The sequence below is a fragment of the Streptomyces sp. NPDC088706 genome (genome assembly GCF_044752765.1).
In the GTDB taxonomy this organism is placed as follows: domain Bacteria; phylum Actinomycetota; class Actinomycetes; order Streptomycetales; family Streptomycetaceae; genus Streptomyces.
The window spans coordinates 265,926-284,920 of record NZ_JBIVLW010000005.1 but is presented as its reverse complement, the minus strand read 5'-3'; the positions used below and the strand labels follow the sequence as shown (position 1 = coordinate 284,920).

Annotated in this window: 14 protein-coding genes; 11 read left to right on the top strand and 3 right to left on the bottom strand. The window is 72.1% G+C overall.

The window, feature by feature from the left end; genetic code table 11:
* The first annotated feature begins 81 nt into the window (after positions 1–81).
* The 5 genes from ACIQAK_RS16395 (at position 82) to ACIQAK_RS16375 (ending at position 5,101) form a co-directional block, all read left to right on the top strand.
* Entirely contained in the window at positions 82–1,176 is a 1,095-nt protein-coding gene (locus ACIQAK_RS16395) for an LLM class flavin-dependent oxidoreductase (RefSeq protein WP_366389669.1), read from the top strand.
* A 14-nt stretch (positions 1,177–1,190) separates the two neighbouring features.
* Positions 1,191–2,471, top strand: a complete 1,281-nt coding sequence (locus tag ACIQAK_RS16390) for an NtaA/DmoA family FMN-dependent monooxygenase (RefSeq protein WP_366389889.1) — start codon at positions 1,191–1,193, stop codon at positions 2,469–2,471.
* Positions 2,472–2,475: 4 nt separating this feature from the next.
* Complete coding sequence (locus ACIQAK_RS16385) at positions 2,476–3,297, top strand: DUF1684 domain-containing protein (RefSeq protein ID WP_366389670.1); 822 nt, start codon at positions 2,476–2,478, stop codon at positions 3,295–3,297.
* A 231-nt stretch (positions 3,298–3,528) separates the two neighbouring features.
* A complete protein-coding gene (locus ACIQAK_RS16380; RefSeq protein WP_366389671.1) occupies positions 3,529–4,428 on the top strand; it encodes a S1 family peptidase in 900 nt (299 codons plus the stop codon).
* Positions 4,429–4,621: 193 nt separating this feature from the next.
* Positions 4,622–5,101, top strand: coding sequence for a hypothetical protein (locus tag ACIQAK_RS16375; RefSeq protein WP_366389672.1), 480 nt, complete (start codon positions 4,622–4,624; stop codon positions 5,099–5,101).
* Positions 5,102–5,133: 32 nt separating this feature from the next.
* On the opposite strand, the gene ACIQAK_RS16370 is transcribed toward ACIQAK_RS16375, so the two are convergent.
* Positions 5,134–6,063: a DUF4231 domain-containing protein gene (locus tag ACIQAK_RS16370; protein ID WP_366389673.1), complete on the bottom strand. Its 930-nt coding sequence runs from the start codon at positions 6,061–6,063 to the stop codon at positions 5,134–5,136.
* A gap of 217 nt (positions 6,064–6,280) precedes the next feature.
* Here ACIQAK_RS16370 and ACIQAK_RS16365 point away from each other — a divergent pair, with 217 nt between their 5' ends.
* From ACIQAK_RS16365 to fxsT, 5 genes are all read left to right on the top strand, one after another.
* Positions 6,281–7,120: a hypothetical protein gene (locus tag ACIQAK_RS16365; RefSeq protein WP_366389674.1), complete on the top strand. Its 840-nt coding sequence runs from the start codon at positions 6,281–6,283 to the stop codon at positions 7,118–7,120.
* Positions 7,121–7,284: 164 nt separating this feature from the next.
* Complete coding sequence (locus ACIQAK_RS16360; RefSeq protein WP_366389675.1) at positions 7,285–7,449, top strand: FXSXX-COOH protein; 165 nt, start codon at positions 7,285–7,287, stop codon at positions 7,447–7,449.
* A 31-nt stretch (positions 7,450–7,480) separates the two neighbouring features.
* The gene (gene fxsBH, locus ACIQAK_RS16355) at positions 7,481–9,826 is read left to right on the top strand and encodes a radical SAM/SPASM protein FxsBH, inactivated beta-hydroxylase extension form (protein WP_366389676.1); all 2,346 of its coding nucleotides are present in this window, start codon (positions 7,481–7,483) and stop codon (positions 9,824–9,826) included.
* Positions 9,827–9,886: 60 nt separating this feature from the next.
* Positions 9,887–11,227, top strand: a complete 1,341-nt coding sequence (gene fsxC, locus ACIQAK_RS16350) for an FxsC protein (RefSeq protein WP_366389677.1) — start codon at positions 9,887–9,889, stop codon at positions 11,225–11,227.
* Positions 11,224–15,159 (top strand): FxSxx-COOH system tetratricopeptide repeat protein, encoded by a 3,936-nt coding sequence (gene fxsT / locus ACIQAK_RS16345; RefSeq protein WP_366389678.1) that lies wholly within the window; start codon positions 11,224–11,226, stop codon positions 15,157–15,159. The genes fsxC and fxsT overlap by 4 nt, the downstream gene beginning before the upstream one ends.
* Before the next feature lie 57 nt (positions 15,160–15,216).
* Here the strand turns inward: fxsT and ACIQAK_RS16340 are convergent, their stop codons facing one another.
* Positions 15,217–16,131, bottom strand: a complete 915-nt coding sequence (locus ACIQAK_RS16340) for an alpha/beta hydrolase (RefSeq protein WP_366389679.1) — start codon at positions 16,129–16,131, stop codon at positions 15,217–15,219.
* Between the two features lie 218 nt (positions 16,132–16,349).
* On the opposite strand from ACIQAK_RS16340, the gene ACIQAK_RS16335 reads away from it, so the two are divergent.
* Positions 16,350–17,528 (top strand): S1 family peptidase, encoded by a 1,179-nt coding sequence (locus tag ACIQAK_RS16335; RefSeq protein WP_366389680.1) that lies wholly within the window; start codon positions 16,350–16,352, stop codon positions 17,526–17,528.
* 225 nt (positions 17,529–17,753) lie between these two features.
* On the opposite strand, the gene ACIQAK_RS16330 is transcribed toward ACIQAK_RS16335, so the two are convergent.
* Positions 17,754–18,809 (bottom strand): DUF3533 domain-containing protein, encoded by a 1,056-nt coding sequence (locus ACIQAK_RS16330; protein WP_366389681.1) that lies wholly within the window; start codon positions 18,807–18,809, stop codon positions 17,754–17,756.
* Between the last annotated feature and the right edge of the window lie 186 nt (positions 18,810–18,995).

Genomic DNA, 18,995 nt, shown 5'->3' with positions numbered 1-18,995 from the left:
TGACCACCAGGGGATGTCCGGCCCCGACCCGCCGGACACCCCCAGGGGCCCCGCCCGACCGTCGACCCGAGAGGTCCCGCAATGTCCGCCCGTACCCCCCTCCACCTGGCCGCCGAGATCGGCGGCCCGCCGCACTACGACGCCGGCCACTACCTCCGCCTCGCCCGGCTCGCCGAGGGCGGCGTCCTCGACTACGTCACCCTCGGCGACTCCTTCGCCCGCCCCGGGCTGGACGCGCTCGCGGTCCTCGCCCGCGTCGCGCCCGCCACCGACCGCATCGGCCTCGTCCCGACCGTCACCACCACCCACACCGAGCCCTTCCACGTCTCCTCGGCCGTCGCCTCCCTGGACTGGGTCAGCAACGGCCGGGCCGGCTGGCACGTCGACGTCTCCACCACCGAGGCGGAGGCCCGGCTCTTCGGCAGACGCCCCGCCGCCCCGCCCGCCGCCCTGTGGCAGGAGGCCGGAGAGGTGGCCGACGTCTCCGCGCGGCTCTGGGACAGCTGGGAGGACGACGCCGAGATCCGGGACACCGCGACCGGACGCTTCATCGACCGGGACAAGCTGCATTACGTCGACTTCGAGGGCTCCACCTTCACCGTGAAGGGCCCCGCGATCGTGCCGCGCCCGCCCCAGGGCAGGCCCGTCACCGTCATCGACGCGACCACCGCCCCGGCCAGAGCGGCGGCGGCCCGGCACGCGGACATCGCCCACATCCGGGCCACCACCCCTGAGCAGGCCGCCGCGATCCAGGACGAACTGCGCGACAGGGCCGCCGCCCACGGGCGCGACCCCGACGCGCTGCGGGTCCTGGTCGCGCTCACCGTCGACCTGGGGGACGTGGAGAGCGCACCGGAACCCGGCCTGGAGAGCGGACCGCAACTCGCCGGACGGGGCACCTACTTCCGGGGCGGCCCGGTCGACCTCGCCGACCTCATCGCCCAGTGGCACCGCTCGGGCGCGGCCGACGGCTTCCACCTCACACCCATCACCCCCGAGCGCGACCTCGAAAGGATCGTCAACGGCACCGTGGCCCTCCTCCAGCACCGCAGCCTCTTCCGCACCTTCCATCCCGGCGGAACCCTGCGCGAACACCTGGGGCTCGCCCGCCCCGCCAGCCGCTACGCGACCGCCAGGGCCGTGCCGGCCTCGTCGGCCACGTCGAAGGAGGCCTGACCGTGCCCCGCACCATGCATCTGGCCGCGCACTTCCCGGGCGTCAACGCCACCACCGTATGGGCCGACCCCCGCTCCCGCAGCCAGATCGACTTCTCCTCCTTCGTGCACCTGGCCAGGACGGCGGAGCGCGGCAAGTTCGACTTCTTCTTCCTCGCCGAGGGGCTGCGGCTGCGCGAGCACAACGGCCGCGTCCACGACCTCGACGTCGTCGGCAGACCCGAGTCGCTGACCGTGCTGAACGCGCTGGCGGCCGTCACCGAACGGCTCGGCCTCGCCGCCACCGTGAACGCCACCTTCAACGAGCCCTACGAGCTGGCCCGCAGGCTCGCCACCCTGGACCACCTCAGCGAGGGGCGCGCCGCCTGGAACGTGGTGACCTCCTCCGACGCCTTCACCGGGGAGAACTTCCGCCGCGGCGGCTACCTGGACCGCGCCGAGCGCTACACCCGGGCCGCCGAGTTCGTCGCCACCGCCCGCGAGCTGTGGGACTCCTGGACGCCGGACGGCCGGTCGCGGCCCTTCGCCCACGAGGGGGAGCAGTTCACGATCTCCGGCGAGTTCACCGTGCCCCGCTCCCCGCAGGGCCACCCGGTGGTGATCCAGGCCGGGGACTCCGGCGAGGGCCGGGAGTTCGCCGCATCCGCCGCCGACATCATCTTCACCCGGCACGGCACCCTGGAGGCGGGCCGCACCTTCTACGCCGACGTCAAGGCACGGCTCGCCGCGTACGGGCGCAGGCCCGATGACCTCAAGATCATGCCCGGGGTCACCGTGGTGACCGGCGACACCGACGCCGAGGCGCAGGAGCACGCGTACGAGATCCGCCGGCAGCAGGTCTCCCCGCAGAACGCGATCCTCGCCGCCGAGCAGCTCTGGGGCCGCGACCTCTCCGCGTACGACCCCGACGGGCCGCTCCCCGAGGTCGACCCCGTCATCGACTCCGGCCTCGTCAAGGGGAGGGTCCTGTACGGGGACCCGTTCGCCGTGGTCGCCCGCTGGCGCGCGATCGCCGGGGCCAAGGGGCTCTCCCTCCGGCAGACGGTCATCGAGACGACCACCCGGCAGTCGTTCATCGGCTCCCCGCGGACCGTCGCGGCGGAGCTCACCGCGTTCGTCGACGAGCGGGCGGCCGACGGCTTCATCCTCGTGCCGCACCTCACCCCCGGTGGGCTGGACGACTTCGTCGACCGGGTCGTCCCGCTCCTCCAGGAGAGCGGAGCATTCCGCTCCGAGTACTCCGGCTCCACGCTGCGGTCGCACCTCGGCCTGGCGGAGCCGGTGTGGAAAGGTTGATCGCATGAGCACGGACGCACAGCAGCACCAGCAGGCCGGCGGGCCGGACGCCGCACAGGACTGGCAGCGGTGGCACGAGGAGCGCGTCCTCGCGGTCGCGGCCCCCTACGGCCCCCTCTCCCTGACCGGAACCCATTGGCTCTCCGACCACCCGGACGGGCGAATTCCGGCCGTCCCGGGGCAGTGGCGCGAGGACGGCGACGAGGTGGTGCTGACCGCCACCGCCGAGGACGGCATCGTTTTCGACGGCAAGCCGCTGACCGGCGAGGTCCGGCTCACCGCGGACCGCGGCCCCGTCGACGACTCCCGGGTGGCGCGGGGCGAGCGGCGGCTGGTGGTGCTCCGGCGCGAAGGGCTCTGGGCGGTACGGGACTTCGACCCGGCCTCACCCTCGCGGCACGCCTTCTCGACCATCGACGCGACCCCGTACGACCCGGACTGGGCGCTGCCGGGGACCTTCCGCCCGTACGCCGAGGAGCGGGCGGTGCGGGTCGCCAACGCGGACGGGGTCGAGCGGGGTCTCGGGCTCGGCGGGGAGATCGCCTTCACGGTGGCCGGGGACGAGCACACGCTCCAGGCGGCGGTCGAGCCGGACGGCTCGCTGTGGGCCGTCTTCGCCGACGCCACCAGCCAGAACGGCAGCTACCGCTTCCGCTTCCTGCGCCCCGGTCCGCCCGCCGCCGACGGCAGGGTGAACGTCGACTTCAACCGCGCGCTGCTGCCGCCGTGCGCCTTCGCCGATCATTTCATCTGCCCCTTCCCGCCCCCGGGCAACACCCTCACCGTGCCGGTCCCGGCGGGGGAGCGGAACCGCCTGGACGCCTGAACCGCCCGGTCCTCCCGGCCCCCGGCGGCGCGACGGCTGCCGGGGGCCGCGGGGTGTGTGGTGCGCCGGTGGCCGAAAGGCATGCTTGCGCCGGTTGTCAGGACCCCTCGATACTCCCGTCAGCGATTGTCAGGGGCACGGCAACTTCGGAATCCGGCCAGGCCCCCGACTGCGCCTCACGGGCCCGCCACCCCACAGGAGGGCCCCCGATTCCCCTCGGAGGAACCCGACGTGAGGATCAAGCGCACCAACCCCCGCCGCACCTACGCGAGACGTGTCCGTACCACGGCCGTCCTCGCCGGACTCGCCGCCGTCGCGGCGTTCACCGTTCCCACCGCCAGTGCCGAACCCACCGGTACGTTCAGCGCCACCCAGCTGACCTCCGCGAGCGACGCCGTGCTCGGCGCCGACATCGCGGGCACCGCCTGGAACATCGACGCGAAGACCAACCGCCTCCTGGTCACCGTGGACAGCACGGTGACCCAGGCGGAGATCGCCCGGATCAAGAAGGCGGCCGGCGGCAACGCCTCCGCCCTCAAGATCGAGCGCACCCCCGGGAAGTTCACCAAGCTGATCTCCGGCGGCGACGCCATCTACTCCAGCACCGGACGGTGCTCGCTGGGCTTCAACGTCCGCAGCGGCTCCACCTACTACTTCCTGACCGCCGGCCACTGCACCGACGGCGCGACCACCTGGTGGGCCAACTCCGCCCGCACCACGGTGCTCGGCACGACCTCCGGCTCCAGCTTCCCGAACAACGACTACGGCATCGTGCGCTACACGAACAACAGCATCCCCAAGGACGGCACGGTCGGCGGCCAGGACATCACCAGCGCCGCCAACGCCACCGTCGGGCTGGCCGTCACCCGCCGCGGCTCCACCACCGGCACCCGCAGCGGCTCGGTCACCGGCCTCAACGCCACCGTCAACTACGGCGGCGGCGACGTCGTGTACGGCATGATCCGCACCAACGTCTGCGCCGAGCCGGGCGACTCGGGCGGCCCGCTCTACTCCGGCACCCGGGCGATCGGTCTCACCTCCGGCGGCAGCGGCAACTGCTCCTCCGGCGGTACGACCTTCTTCCAGCCGGTCGTCGAGGCCCTGAACGCGTACGGCGTCAGCGTCTACTGACCGGCGCACCGAGGCGTCCGGCCGGTGTACCGGGTCCCGTGACCGGCGTACCGGCCCACGCCCGGAGCTGCCCGTACATACCAGCCCCCGTCCGGAATCCCGGACGGGGGCTCCCGCACGCCCCCCGGCTCTTGAGAGGATGTCGCCACGACCGGTCGCACGCGAAGCGCCGACACCAGGGGGTCCCAGGTCCGTGAATCGCATCGGAATCACCGGTCACCGCGCCATCCCCGCCGGGGCGAAGGCCCATGTGCTCGCCGGACTGCGCGCGGCCCTGTGCGGACTCGACGGCGCCACGGAGGCGCTCTCCAGCCTGGCGGTCGGCGCGGACCAGCTCTTCGCCGACCTCGCCCTCACCTGCGGTGCCAAGCTGACGGTGGTGATCCCCAGCGGCGACTACGAGGCCTGCTTCGAGAGCGCCGCCGACCTGGCCCGCTACCGGCTGCTCAGGTCCCGGGCCGCCCAGGAGATCCGGCTGGACTTCCCGCACTCCACCGACGAGGCGTACTACGCGGCGGGCGCCTACATCGCCGACCACTGCGACCGGCTGCTGGCCGTCTGGGACGGCCGCCCGGCCCGGGGCCTCGGCGGCACGGGCGACATCGTGACGTACGCCCGTGCGCGGGGCCGGCCCGTCACCGTCATCTGGCGGGACGGCGTGGAGCGGGGCTGACCCCGGGGCGCCGCCCCGAAGGCGAAGCCGGTTCAGGTGCGGTGCCGCACCAGCCAGTCGGTGTGCTCGGGCGAGACGATCCGCTCGGTCTCGAAGACCGCCACCGGCCACTGCCGCTCGGTGAGCGTGGTCTCCATGGCGGCCTGCATCGACTCCAGGTCGTCCTCCACCAGGGAGTGCGCGGAGATCAGCGGGTGGTGGCGGCGCCGCTCGTGCCAGGCCAGACAGGCCGCGCCGGCCGCGGAGAGCACCCCGGTCAGCCCGAGCGAGCGCCCCACCCCGAAGGCCTGCAGCACGCTCAGCGCCAGCGCCGGCAGGGTCAGCGCGACGATCGCCCCGGACCAGACGAGCGCGCCGCGCCGGGAGACCAGCCGCCGTCTGCGGTACCACCGCCGCTGCTCGATCAGCCGGTCCCGTACATAGGTCTCCTTGCGTACGGTGAAGGCCTTGTCCCGTAACGCGCGCATGGATTCCGTGATGACCGCGCCGTCCTTCTCCGCCATCACCTCCCGCGGATCGGCCCACCCTACCTTCCTCAGCTCCTGGAGCCCCTCCTCCAGCCGGCTGGCGAACAGCGCCTCGGGGTGCGCGGCCGCACTCTCGAAGGGTGAACCGTGCACCGCGTAGCGCCAGCAGAGGGACTTGATGAACTCCGCGGCTGAGCGGTTGAGCTGCCAGTGCGACTTCGCCTTGCGGCGGGAGCCGAGGTAGGTCGTGAACAGGACACCCAGGTACGACAACACGGCCGCACCGTAGAGGAGCTGGACGGCTGGGGTCTCCTCGGCGTGCCACGGGAGCGCCGCGGGCACCGTGCCCGCCACGAGCAGCGCCAGCTGGACGCGGGTGGTGTTCACGGCCTCGCGCTGGCGGGCCACCGCGATGGTGTCCGTGCGGTGGAAGAGTGCGGGCAGGTCCTCGTTCCTGAAGACCATGGATCTCAGCGGTTCAGGCAGCGCCGTCATGGTCACCCCCGTCTGCGGTTGTCGGTGAGACCCGGCCGTCACCCGGCCGCCCCGCCCCGTCCGGGGCCACGAGAGTAGGTCCGGGGCCGGGGCGCGGCAAGGGCGCGACCGGCTCGCGGGGGGCCTGCGGGGCGGACTTCGGCCACTTGGGGCGAAGGCCCTCGTGCGAAGCGGGACGTATGAGAGAGTTTCTCAACTGTATGCACCGGTAGGTGAGTTGCCGCACTTCTCGACGGGGCGGGGTCAGCTCTCGGCGGGGGGAGGGGCCATCGAACGGGACGGCACGGGCGAGGCGGACGGCGTGCCGCTCCAGGACAGCCAGCGCAGGGTGCGCCGCAGTCCGCTGCTCTTCACCGCCCCACTGGTGCTGCTGGCGGTGCTGATCCTCGTCCTGCTCTGGGAGGCCGTCCGGGCCAATGTGTCCCCCGGCGCCCGGGACGTCTGGCCGTGGCGCCTGCAGCTGCTGGACGTGGAGGCGCTCGGCAGCCTGCTGGCCGTCGCGGTCGGCGCCGTGCTGGCGAGGGCGCAGTACGCCCGTACGGTCCGCCCCTATCTGGGGTGGCGTGGCTCCTGGGCCCCGGGGTTCCTCGAAGGGGACACGCCCGCGTGGCGGGTGGGTGTGCTGAACGGCGGTCAGCACATCGCGGTGGTCGAGAGCTGGGACTTCCGGGTGGTGCACCGCGGTGACCCCGACGCCGGGGCCGCGCCCTGGACCGGCATGTCCGACGCCGTGGCCACGCTCACGGCGCACGGGCTGCGGGCCGGGCAGGACTTCCAGCTCATCGCCTTCGAGCGGGGGTTTCCGCTGGTGGGAACCGCGGGTTACGAGACCGTCCTGGCGGGGGCGTTCTCGCGCCGGTTCGTCAAGGAGGTCGACGCCCTGCACGTACGGGCGCGGGTCACCGACGTGGTGGGCGACAGCCACGAACGGGTCCTGGACCTCGTCCGCGGGGCGCGGGCGGGACTGCCCGCCCCGCCGGACGGTCCGCCCACGCCGCCGGACGGTCCGGGCGGGCGGGGCGCGGCCGGGATCCCGCTCACTCGGCCGGGTGAATGAAGGCGCGGTCCCGATCGGTGAAACGGAGTGTGACGGCTCGTTCGTCGGCGTGTGGAAGGGGCGGCCTGGGAGTAAAGTCTGCCTTTCCGGACTCTGCACATATGCAGAAACCGGCAGCATTTCAATGTCCGGAAATAGACCATCAAGGATCCCCGAGGACGGCCGTGAAGACCTACGGAACCACCCCCGCCTTCGCCCACGCGAAGCCCCGCACCACCCTCGCCGCGACCGAAGCCCGCAGCGCCGACGCGACCAGGAAGATCGACCGTGTATTCGGTGCGTCAACCGGCCGCTCCATCCGGACTTCCACCTTCAGTTCGGCCCTCTGATCCACGCCTTCAGGATGGCTAGAATGACGGAATGACAGGACCCCTGGTCCCCTTCCGCGAATTCGTCCTCAAGGTGCACAGCAGGTGCGACCTGGCCTGTGACCATTGTTATGTCTACGAACACGCGGATCAGAGCTGGCGGACCCGCCCCAGGACCATCTCCGACGAGGCCGTTTCCTGGACCGCCCGACGCGTGGCCGAGCATGCCACCACGCATGCGCTTCCCTCCGTCGCAGTGATCCTGCACGGCGGGGAACCGCTCCTGGCCGGCCCCGCGCGTCTGCGACGGGTCTGCGAGGAGCTCGGCTCGGCGCTGCACGGCATCGCTGAGCTGGACCTCAGGATCCACACCAACGGAGTCCAGCTCAGCCCCCGTTACCTGGACCTCTTCGCCGAGTTCGGCGTCAAGGTCGGTATCTCGCTGGACGGCGACCGCGAGGCCAACGACCGGCACCGCCGCTTCGCCGACGGGCGCACCAGCCATCCCCTCGTGCTGCGGGCCGTGGAGCTGCTGCGCCAGGAGCGCTACCGCCATCTCGACCTCGGTCTGCTCTGTACGGTCGACATCCGCAACGACCCGGTCGCGGTGTACGAGGCCCTCGCCGAACTCGCCCCGCCGATGGTCGACTTCCTGCTGCCGCACGCCACCTGGGACGAGCCGCCCCCGCGGCCGGACGGCTCCCCGACGGCGTACGCCGACTGGCTGCTCACGATCTTCGACCGCTGGACGGAACAGGGCCGGCCGGTTCCGGTGCGGCTCTTCTCCTCGGTGCTCTCCAGCCTCAGCGGCGGCCCCAGCCTCACCGAGTCGCTCGGCCTGGCCCCCACCGACCTCGTCGTGATCGAGACCGACGGGCAACTGGAACAGGTCGACTCGCTCAAGAGCGCCTACGAGGGTGCCGCGGCCACCGGATTCGACGTCTTCACCCACAGCTTCGACGAGGTCGCCGCCCACCCCGGGGTCCGCGCGCGCCAGCTGGGCCTGGCGGGCGTCAGCGAGACCTGCCGCCGGTGCCCCGTCGTTCGTTCGTGCGGTGGCGGGCTGTACACCCACCGCTACCGTTCCGCCGACGGCTTCGACAACCCTTCGGTCTACTGTGCGGATCTGGCCGCTCTGGTGCGGGGCATCGAGGACCGTACGGCCGCGGCCACCGAGTCCGGCACCGTCCGGGAGCCGGCCGAGCTCGTCGCGGCGCAGCAGGACCTGACGCGCACCCTGCTCGTCCACCTCCACGACGCACTCGACGGCCGCGGCGGCGATCTCTGGGACCAGGCCTGGCACCTGGCCGCGGAGGTGGAGCGGAGCGCCGAGGGCGCGGCGGCGCTCGACGCGGTGCTCTCCCACCCCTATACGCGTACCTGGCTGCTCGACGCGCTGCGCGCGGTGCGGACGGGGGGCCCGGCCCGGGCGGATCTCCCGGCTGAGCGGCTGGCCGTGTCGGTGGCCGCCGCGGTCGTACGGGGCGGACTCGACCTGGCCGTCCCGGTGGCCCACCGGGACGGCGCCCTGTTCCTGCCGGGGCTCGGTGCCGTACGGGCCGGTGGCCCGGGCGAGCGGGGCGCGGCCGTGGTGCGGGCCACCGGAGAGGGGTTCCTGGTCCACCTGGAGCAGGCCGGCCCCGCCGCGGAGCTGCGCGTCGAGCCCGGTGCGGAGGACGGCCCGCACTGGCGGCCGGTGCGTACGCTGCGCTCCGGCCCGGCGCCCGCGTTCGCCCTGGACGACCTCGATCCGTACCGCCACTGCTTCGACACCCCCCCGGCCGAGCGGCTCGACCGGGCGGAGGCCGACGCCTGGGGGGACCGGATCGGTGCGGCCTGGGCCCTGCTCGACGACACCGTGCCGGGCCAGTGCGCCGAGGCGGCGTCGACGCTGACCACGCTGACCCCGCTCCTGCGCGCTCCGTCCGCGCCGGGTCGCCACGGCTACGGCGGGCTCGGGCTCACGGTCACGGGGGACGCGAAGGAGCTGGCGCTCGGGCTGCTGAGCGGCTTCCGCCGGGCGAAGTTCCGGGCGCTGACCGAAGTGACGGATCTTTACGCCTCGGACGGTTCCTGGGAACATCGAACGCCCTGGCAGGACGAGCCCGTTCCGTTCTCCCGTTTGCTGGCCGAGACATTCGAACGGGTGGGACTCGGTCTTTTCGAGCCGCGCTTCCTCGAAGGCGTACCCGAAGTCCTCGACATGATCGAGACGGCGGCCGAGCCGACCATCGACGGGAAGCAACTGATCGCGGCCCTCCGCAAAGAGGCCGGTGGCACACAGGGGGACATCCGGGAGGAATGGTGGCAAGGTCATTCCGATCATGCGGGTCATGCGTCGAACATCCTGACGGTTGACCGGAAAGCGAGGTTCAATGACCGAACGGCAGGGGGGTAAGCGCAGCCCGCTCCGGAATGATGAATTCGCTCGCATTCCCTTCCTCATCCTCGGGTGCGAGTGCTCACACAGGACGGGGGTCGTGTGCACGCATCGACGCAGCAGCGAGCGGCGGACCATCGGCCGTACTTCTTTCTGAGTTACGCCCACACGCCGGGGCACGGCAGCGGAACGGACCCCGATATGTGGGTCGAACGCCTTTTCCGCGACCTGTGCGGCCATGTGCTGGCCATGACCGACCTTCCCGCCGGCGCGTCCCCCGGCTTCATGGACCGGGAGATACGCTCCGGCGAAGGCTGGTCGGAACGGCTCGGCGAGGTTCTCGCCACCTGCCGGGTCTTCGTCCCGCTGTTCTCCCCCCGCTACTTCGCCAGTGAGATGTGCGGCAAGGAGTGGCACGCCTTCGAACAGCGGGCCATCCACCACCGGGCCCGCTCCAACCAGCCCGCCGAAGCGATCGTCCCGGCCCTCTGGGTCCCGGTACCACTGAGCCAACTCCCGGGCTCTGCCGAGCGGTTACAGTTCAACCACCGCGACTTCGGGGAGCGGTACGTCACCGACGGCCTCTACGGCCTGATCAAGCTGAGACTCTTCGCCCAGGAATACGAACGGGCCGTCTACGAACTGGCCAAACGCATCGTCAGCGTCGCCGACACGGTCCGTATCGACACCGGCAGGCCCGTCGACTACCGCCTCGCACCCAGCGCCTTCGGCTCCCCGAGCAGCGGCGTCGGCGCCCCCCGGCCGATGCAGATCACCATCGCCGCGCCCACCCGTCACGACCTGCCCGAAGGGCGCAACAGCGACTACTACGGCGACCACCCGCAGGACTGGAACCCCTACCATCCGGCCGCCGCCCGCCCCCTGGCCTATGTCGCCGAGGAGCTGGTGCGCTCACTCAACTACCAGGCCCGCATCACCTCGTTCGACGAGGAATCGGGCAGGCCCGAGGGCAAGGCGCCGCCCAGCACCCCCGAGATCCTCCTCGTCGACCGCTGGGCCCTCCAGGACGAGGACCGCCGGCGCAGGCTCGCCGCCTTCGACGCGGAGGACCGGCCCTGGGTGACCATGGTCGTGCCGTGGAGCCGCGAGGACCACCAGAGCCGGGCGGCGGAGGCCGAACTGACCGAGAAACTCGAAGCGACCATGCCGGCCAAGATGCGCCACGGACGGACCTTCTGCCGCGCCGCGGCCCGAGGGGTGCCGACGATGGAGGCGTTCGGCCAGATCCTGCCCCAGGTCGTCGAAGTGGCCGCCCAGCAGTACCTGAAGCACGCGAAGGCCTACCCGCCGGTCACCGGCCGAGGACACGGCGAACGGACCCGGCTGACGGGCCCCATGGGCGACACCGGCTACACACCCGACCCGCACGACCCTGCGACGGAAGCGGAGGACCTATGAGTGCCGGTCGTGACGGGCGCATCGTCACTTTCTACTCGTACAAGGGCGGCACGGGACGCACCATGGCCCTGGCCAACACCGCCTGGATCCTCGCCGCCAACGGCAAACGGGTGCTGGCCGTCGACTGGGACCTGGAGGCCCCCGGACTCCACCGGTTCTTCCACCCCTTCCTCGAACCCGCCACCCTCGGCGCCACCACCGGTGTGATCGACCTGATCACCGAGTACGCCTGGGCCGCGACCAGCCCCGCCCAGCGCGCGGCGGACTGGCACCGCGACTACGCCCGCATCCAGCCGCACGCCGTCTCCCTGACCCCGGAGTCGCTCGGCTGGGAGTTCCCGCGGGGCGGCACCCTCGACTTCGTCTCCGCCGGACGGCAGAACCGCGAGTACTCCGCGACCGTCTCCACCTTCGACTGGGACAACTTCTACGACCGGCTCGGCGGCGGGCACTTCTTCGACGCGCTGCGCGAGGACATGAAGGCCAACTACGACTACGTCCTCATCGACAGCCGGACCGGCCTCAGCGACATCGCCGACATCTGCACCGTCCACCTCCCCGACGTCCTCGTCGACTGCTTCACCCTCAGCGACCAGTCCATCGACGGCGCCGCCGCCGTGGCCCGCCAGATCGCCGAGCGCTACACCGGCCGCCCCATCTCCATCTTCCCCGTACCCATGCGGATCGACGAGGGCGAGAAGGAGAAGGCGGACGCCGGACGCGCGGTGGCCCGGCTCAAGTTCGACCGGCTGCCCCGCGACCTGTCCGGCGACGAACTCACCGCCTACTGGGGCGCGGTGGAGATCCCCTACCGCCCCTACTACGCCTACGAGGAGACGCTCGCCACCTTCGGTGACGAGGCCGGGCTCACCAACTCCCTGCTCTCCGCCTTCGAGCGGCTCACCGCGGTCATCACCGGTCAGGAGATCACCTCGATGCCGCCGGTCGGCGAGGAGGTACGCCTGCGGATCCGCGACGCCTTCACCCGGCGCCGGCCGAGCCTGCCCGCCGACCTCTTCCTCAGCTATGTGGCGGAGAACCGGATGTGGGCCGACTGGATCGAATCGGTCCTCACCCGGGCCGGGTTCCGCGTCGTCCCGCGCGACGTCTCCGCCGAACGGCCCGAACAGGAGGCGTCGGCGATCACCCCGGAGACCGCCGCCCGCACCGTGGTGCTGCTCTCCAGCGCCTACCTCAAGTCGCAGCGCGCGGTGGAGGTGTGGGAACGGGCGGTCGCCGAGGACCCCGGCGGCGGCCGCCGCCAGCTGCTGGCGCTGCGGATCGGGGACGTACGCCTGACCGCCCCGTACATCGACCGCAACCCGGTCGACCTGTTCCGGCTCGACGAGGTGCACGCCACCTCCGCCCTGATGCGGGCCCTGGACCGGCCGGTACAGGTGACCGACGGGGTCTCTCCCGGGCCCCGCTTCCCCGGCGCGGTGCCCAAGATCTGGAACGCCCCGCCCCGCAACCCCGGCTTCACCGGCCGCTCCCTCGTGCTGGAGCGGATGCGCGACCAGCTCGGCGGCGGGATGGCCGTCGTCCTGCCGCAGCCCCAGACCCTGTACGGACTCGGCGGCGTCGGCAAGACCCAGGTCGCCCTGGAGTACGTACACCGCTTCATGGCCGACTACGACCTGGTCTGGTGGATATCCTCCGAGCAGACCGACGACGTGGTCGCCTCGCTCGCCGAGCTCGCCGTCCGGCTCGGCGCCCAGGGCGGCGACGACATGGCGGCCGCCTCCCAGGAGGCCGTCGACCTGCTCCGGCGCGGCGTCCCCTCGGACCGCTGGCTGCTGGTCTTCGACAACGCCGACGACCCCGAACAGCTGCGCCGCTACTTCCCGCAGGGCGGCTCCGGCCACATCCTGGTGACCTCCCGCAACCAGAGCTGGTCCCAGCACGGGGACGCGCTGCCCGTCGACGTCTTCCTGCGGGAGGAGTCCATCGAGCACCTCCAGCGCCGGGCCCCGGGACTCGGCATCGACGACGCGAACCAGGTGGCCACCGCCGTGGGTGACCTGCCGCTCGCCGTCGAACAGGCGGCGGCCTGGATCGCGGAGACCGCCACCCCCATCGACACCTATCTCGAACAGCTCTCCCGGCAGGCACCCCAGGTGCTCGCCCTCAACCAGCCCCCGGGATACCCGCAGCCGGTCGCCGCCACCTGGAACATCTCCATCGCCCGGCTCAAGGAGCGCTCGCCCGCGGCCGTGCGGCTGCTCCAGCTCTGCGCCTTCTTCGCCCCGGAGCCGATCTCCGCCGACCTCCTCTACAGCAAGGAGATGATCGAGGCGCTGAAGCCGTACGACTCCTCACTCCAGGAGAAGCTGGTGCTGGGCCGGGTCATCCGCGAGATCGGCCGGTTCGCCCTCGCCAAGGTCGACCAGGTCTCCAACTCCATCCAGGTGCACCGCCTCGTCCAGGCCGTGATCAAGGCACAGCTCAGCGAGCAGGAGCAGCGCGAGGCCCGGCACGTGGTCCACCGGGTGCTGGCCGGAGCCCGGCCCGACGGCGACGAGCCGATCGACAACCCGGAGACCTGGCCGCGCTTCGCCACGATCTGGCCGCACCTCGGCCCGTCCGAGGCGCGCCACTGCAAGGAGCCCGAGGTCCGCAGGCTCCTGATCGACCGGGTGCGCTACCTGTGGAAGCGCGGGGACGTCAGGACCGCGGCGAGCCTCGGGGAGGAGCTGCGGGAGGTCTGGCTGGAGAAGCTGGGCGAGCGGGACCTGCAGTACCTCTACCTCTGCTTCCACCTCTCCAACATCCTGCGCACCCGCGGGCGGTACGTGGAGGCCAAGGAGCTCGACGAGCTGACCCTCCAGCGGCAGCGGGAGGTGCTCGGCCCCGAGCACCCGCACACGTACATGACCACCAGCAGCCTGGCCATCGACCTCGGCCTGCTCGGCGACTACGGCACGGCGATCGAGATGGCGACCGAGGCCCACGAGGGCTTCAGCCAGATCTTCCACGACTCCCACCCCAGGACCCTGGCCGCCGCCAACAACCTGGCGCTGAACCTGCGCAGCGTCGGCCAGTACGCGCGGGCCCGCGAGATCGACCAGGACGTCTACGACCTGCGCTCCCAGGTGCTCGGCGCGGAACACCCCAGCAGCCTGTCCTCCGCCATGAACCTCGCCCGCGATCTGCGCGAGGTCGGGCGGTACGAGGACTCCGTGGGGCTGCTCAGCCGCGCCTACGAGAGCTTCAAGCGGACCATGGGCCGCTCCTTCCCCGCCACGCTCAGCGCGGCGAAGAGCCTCGCGGTGTCGCTGCGCCGGGCCGGGCGGCTGGAGGACGCCCGCAGGCTGACGGTGGCGACCCGCGCCCGGTACCGGGCGAAGTACACCACCGCCAACCCCGATTCGCTGGCCTGCGACCTCAACCTGGCCGCGGACCTGTACGCGGCGGGCGAGACCGTCGAGGCGAGGAACACGGCGCAGGAGGTCGTGGACCAGTACCGGAAGGTGCCGGGGGAGAAGCACCCGTACACCCTGGCGGCACAGAACAACCTCGCCATCTACCTCTCCGCGACCGGGGAGCCGGAAGAGGCGGAGAGGCTGCTCAAGATGGTGGTCGCCTCGATGCGCGAGGCCTTCGGCCGCGAGCACCCGAACACCCTCTTCTGCGTGATGAACCTGGCCAACGCCACGGCGGACCGGGGCGAGCTGGACATCGTGCTGGAGACCGAGCAGCGGCTCACCGCCCAACTGCGCGACGCGCTCGGCGCCCATCACCCGGAGACACTGGCCATGACCTCGAACATGGCGCTCACGCTGGAGGCGATGGGGCGCGAGGACGAGGCCGTGCAGCTGCGGGAGGAGGTCGTCGTGGAGCTGTCCCGGCAGCTCGGCGACGACCATCCGCTGACCCGGACAGCTCGGAGCGAGAAGCGGTTCCGGCGTGAGCTGGAGCCGATGTCGGTCTGACGGAGCCGGGCCCGCCGTGGCGGGCCCGGCGTGGTTCCTTCCCGGGGACCGGCTCGCTCAGCTGCCGGGCACGGTGGCCGCCGTGGCGGGCCGGTCCGGTTCCTCGCGGTCGTCCAGCAGCCAGCTGAGGATGTCGGGGAGCACGGACAGCGCGTCGAAGTGCGCCGCCGCCGGTTCCAGTACGACGGTGGCGCCCGGGATCTGACCGGCCAGCCAGCGGGAGTGGCCGACCGGGGTGAACACGTCCTTCACCCCGTGCCAGAGCATCACCTGGCCGGTGATCCGGGCCGGTTCGAAGCCCCAGGGGGTGCAGAACGCGATGGCGTCGTCGATCCAGCCGTAGGCCGACGTACGTAACCCCTCGCGGTAGTTGCGCAGCAGCATGCGCCGGATTCCCGCGTCGTTGACCACCACCCGGTCGGAGTCGGTCAGCTCCCGGCGCAGATCGTCCAGGAGCCGGGCCGGGTCCTGCCGGATCTGCGCCGAGCGGGTGATGAAGGACTCCGCCAGACCGTCCGGGTCGGCGGTCGCCGTCGAGTACGCGAGTACGTTGGACGCGGCCATCCCCTCGAACCAGTCGAGCCCGGCCGCGTCCCGGGGCGCGAGCCCGACCAGGGCGGCGGTCCGGGTGACCCGCTCGGGCATCAGCGCCGCACACGCCAGCGCGTGCGGGGCCCCGCCGGAGCGGCCCACGACGGCGAACCGCTCCAGGTCCAGCGAGTCGGCGATCGCCGAGACGTCCGCCACGACATCGGCGACCCGGCGGCCCTCGTGCCGGTCGCTACCGCCGTACCCCGGGCGGTCGTAGGCGATCAGCTGCGTATGACGCTGATAGAGGACCATGCCACGGGGAGCGGGCCCGAGCCGGCTGCCAGGCGTCCCGTGCAGCAGGAAGACCGGTCTGCCCCGTGGATCACCCAGCCGCTCCACCATCAGATGCCGCCCGTCCGCCGCGCGCACCCGACTGCGCACCCGCGCCTCCTCAGCTCGGTTCACCCCCGGCCCGGCCCGGGCACGGTGCGCCCGGCGTGTGCTGCCGTCTCGATGATGACCCATCAGGGGCGGTACGGGGACTCTTCGGCGGCAGCAACTGTGAAGGTCCCGGGGGCATCGACGGGGCGTGACCCAGGGTAAGTGAACACGGCGCGGGTGAACCGTCGGTGTCGTGTGCACGTCTGGAAGCCGACCTTGTGTGCGTTTCACGGCCTCGGAATAGTGAGCGCCCCATCCTCCGTGTACGGGCACCCCACTTGCTCCGTGCACGGCCCCACAGGAGGTCGAAGTTGCAGCATCGACGCATTTCCAGGAAGCGCGCGACGGTGGCCGGATCGGCCGTGGTCGCCCTGGTCGTAGCGGGATTCACGGTCCAGACCGCGAACGCCAGCGATGAGATACCGCAGCCCACGGTCAAGACGCTCAGCGCGGACGCGGCCGGAAAGCTGGCCACCACGCTCGACCGGGACCTGGGCGCGGACGCGGCCGGCTCGTACTACGACACGAGGACGAAGGCCCTCGTCGTCAACGTCGTCGACGAGAGCGCCGCCGAGCAGGTCCGCCGGACGGGCGGCAAGGCCAGAGTCGTGGAGCACTCCCTCGCCGAGCTGAAGTCGGCCCGGCAGACCCTCACCGACAAGGCGACGATCCCGGGCACCTCCTGGGCCGTCGACCCGGTGAGCAACAAGGTCCTCGTCACCGCCGACAGCACGGTCGACGGCGCGGCCTGGAAGAAGCTCTCGGCCGTGGTCGAGGGTCTCGGCGGCAAGGCCGAACTGAACAAGACGTCGGGCGAGTTCAAGCCGCTGATCGCGGGCGGCGACGCGATCTGGGGCTCCGGCTCCCGCTGCTCGCTCGGCTTCAACGTGGTCAAGGACGGTGAGCCGTACTTCCTGACCGCCGGCCACTGCACCGCGTCGGTCACCAGCTGGTCCGACACCCAGGGCGGCGCGGAGATCGGGGCCAACGAGGGCTCCAGCTTCCCCGAGAACGACTACGGCCTGGTCAAGTACACCTCGGACACCGCGCACCCGAGCGAGGTCAACCTGTACAACGGCTCCACCCAGGCGATCACCCAGGCGGGCGACGCGACGGTCGGCCAGGCGGTCACCCGCAGCGGCTCCACCACCCAGCTGCACGACGGTGAGGTCACCGCGCTGAACGCCACGGTCAACTACGGCAACGGCGACATCGTCAACGGCCTCATCCAGACGACGGTCTGCGCCGAACCGGGCGACAGCGGCGGCGCCCTCTTCGCGGGCGACACCGCACTCGGCCTGACCTCGGGCGGCAGCGGCGACTGCTCCTCGGGTGGCACGACCTTCTTCCAGCCGGTCACCGAGGCGCTCGCCGCCTACGGGGCCGAGATCGGCTGACCCTCGGGTCCGCGTCGCGGTAGTGCGGTGAGGAGAGGCCCCCGGTCCGCCGGGGGCCTCTTCCGTGGCCGGGTCAGGCGGCCCGGGCGAGACCGCCGGAGCCGGTCCTGCCCGGGAAGCCGAACGGGTTGTCGGGGGAGCCGCTGCAGTGGTCCGTCGTCCGGTCGAAGCCGTACGCGGACCAGGCACCCTGGTGAGAGGGAGGGCGGGGAAGCGGGCCCGGCCTCAGGCCGCCGTCGACCCGCCGGTGCCCGGTGCCGGGGTGGCGGGGGTGTCCGCCGGGCCGGTCTCCGGTCGGTGCCGCATCGACAGCAGCAGGGTCAGGGCCGTGCCCACGACCGCCCAGGCGGAGAGCACCAGCAGCGGGCCGGTGGTCGCGTTGCCCCGGAAGTAGGCGATCGAGCGGGCCGCCCAGGTGCCCGCGCCCGGGGGGAGGGCCGGGCCGATCGCCCGCCAGAAGTCCGGGAGCATCGGGAGCGGGAAGGCGCCGCCCGCGCTCGGGTTGCCCGCGATGACGACGATCAGGACCGCCAGGCCGATACCGACGATGCCGGTGAGGGCCTGCAGGGCGAGCGTGATCATGCCGACCGCGAAGACGACCAGGGCGCCCAGGCCGGACAGTGCCCAGAAACTGCCCGGCAGCGCGTCGAGGACCGGGCCGACGATGATCGCGCCGCCGATGCCGCCGACGATCGAGTAGAGGGCCATGCTGCCGGCCCGGATCGCCGCGCGCTGCCGGTTGGCGGGCTTGGCGCCGGCGCTGATCGCCAGGATCGAGGCGCAGAGGTAACCGCCCACGCACCAGCCGACGACCAGGTAGAAGGACGAGAGCCCGTTGAAGTCCTCGCCGGAGGCCGGGGCGACGTCCACGGTCCGCACGCTGCGCTGCTGGGAGGCGTCGGCCTCGGTGAGGGTCCGCTCCAGGGCGGTGACCAGGGCGGTTCCACCGCCGGAAGCGACCAGCAGGGTGTCGGTCCGGCCCTGGGGCGAGACGATCAGGGCGCCGTCGATGTCGCGGTTCATGATCTGCCGGCGCGCCTCGGCCTCGCTGCTCACCGCACGGGGGTCCAGCGGTCCGCCGGGAAGTCCGTCGAGCTGGGTGACGAGCTGCTGGGACGCCTGCTGCGGGGCCACCACCCCGAAGGCGACATCCGTCGGCTTCGGGTGGTGCAGTGCCCCGACGTAGGACGCGATGAACAGCAGTTGCAGTCCGAGTACGCCGATGACGAGCAGGGCGGCCCGTGGAGTGACGGCGTTCTTCACCTCGTCGACGAAGGTCATGCCCCTACCGTCCGGGCGGGACGGTGTTCGCGCAGGCGGGGCGGGGCCGAACGGCTTAGGGGGAGTCCGGCGGATCGGGGCCGGACACCCCCTGGGGCGCGCACGCGGCCTACGTGGCGCTCCGCACACTGGATATCGTACGAGTGTTCGAAGATTGGTCTATGGTGGAGAACGGGGGTGGTGAGT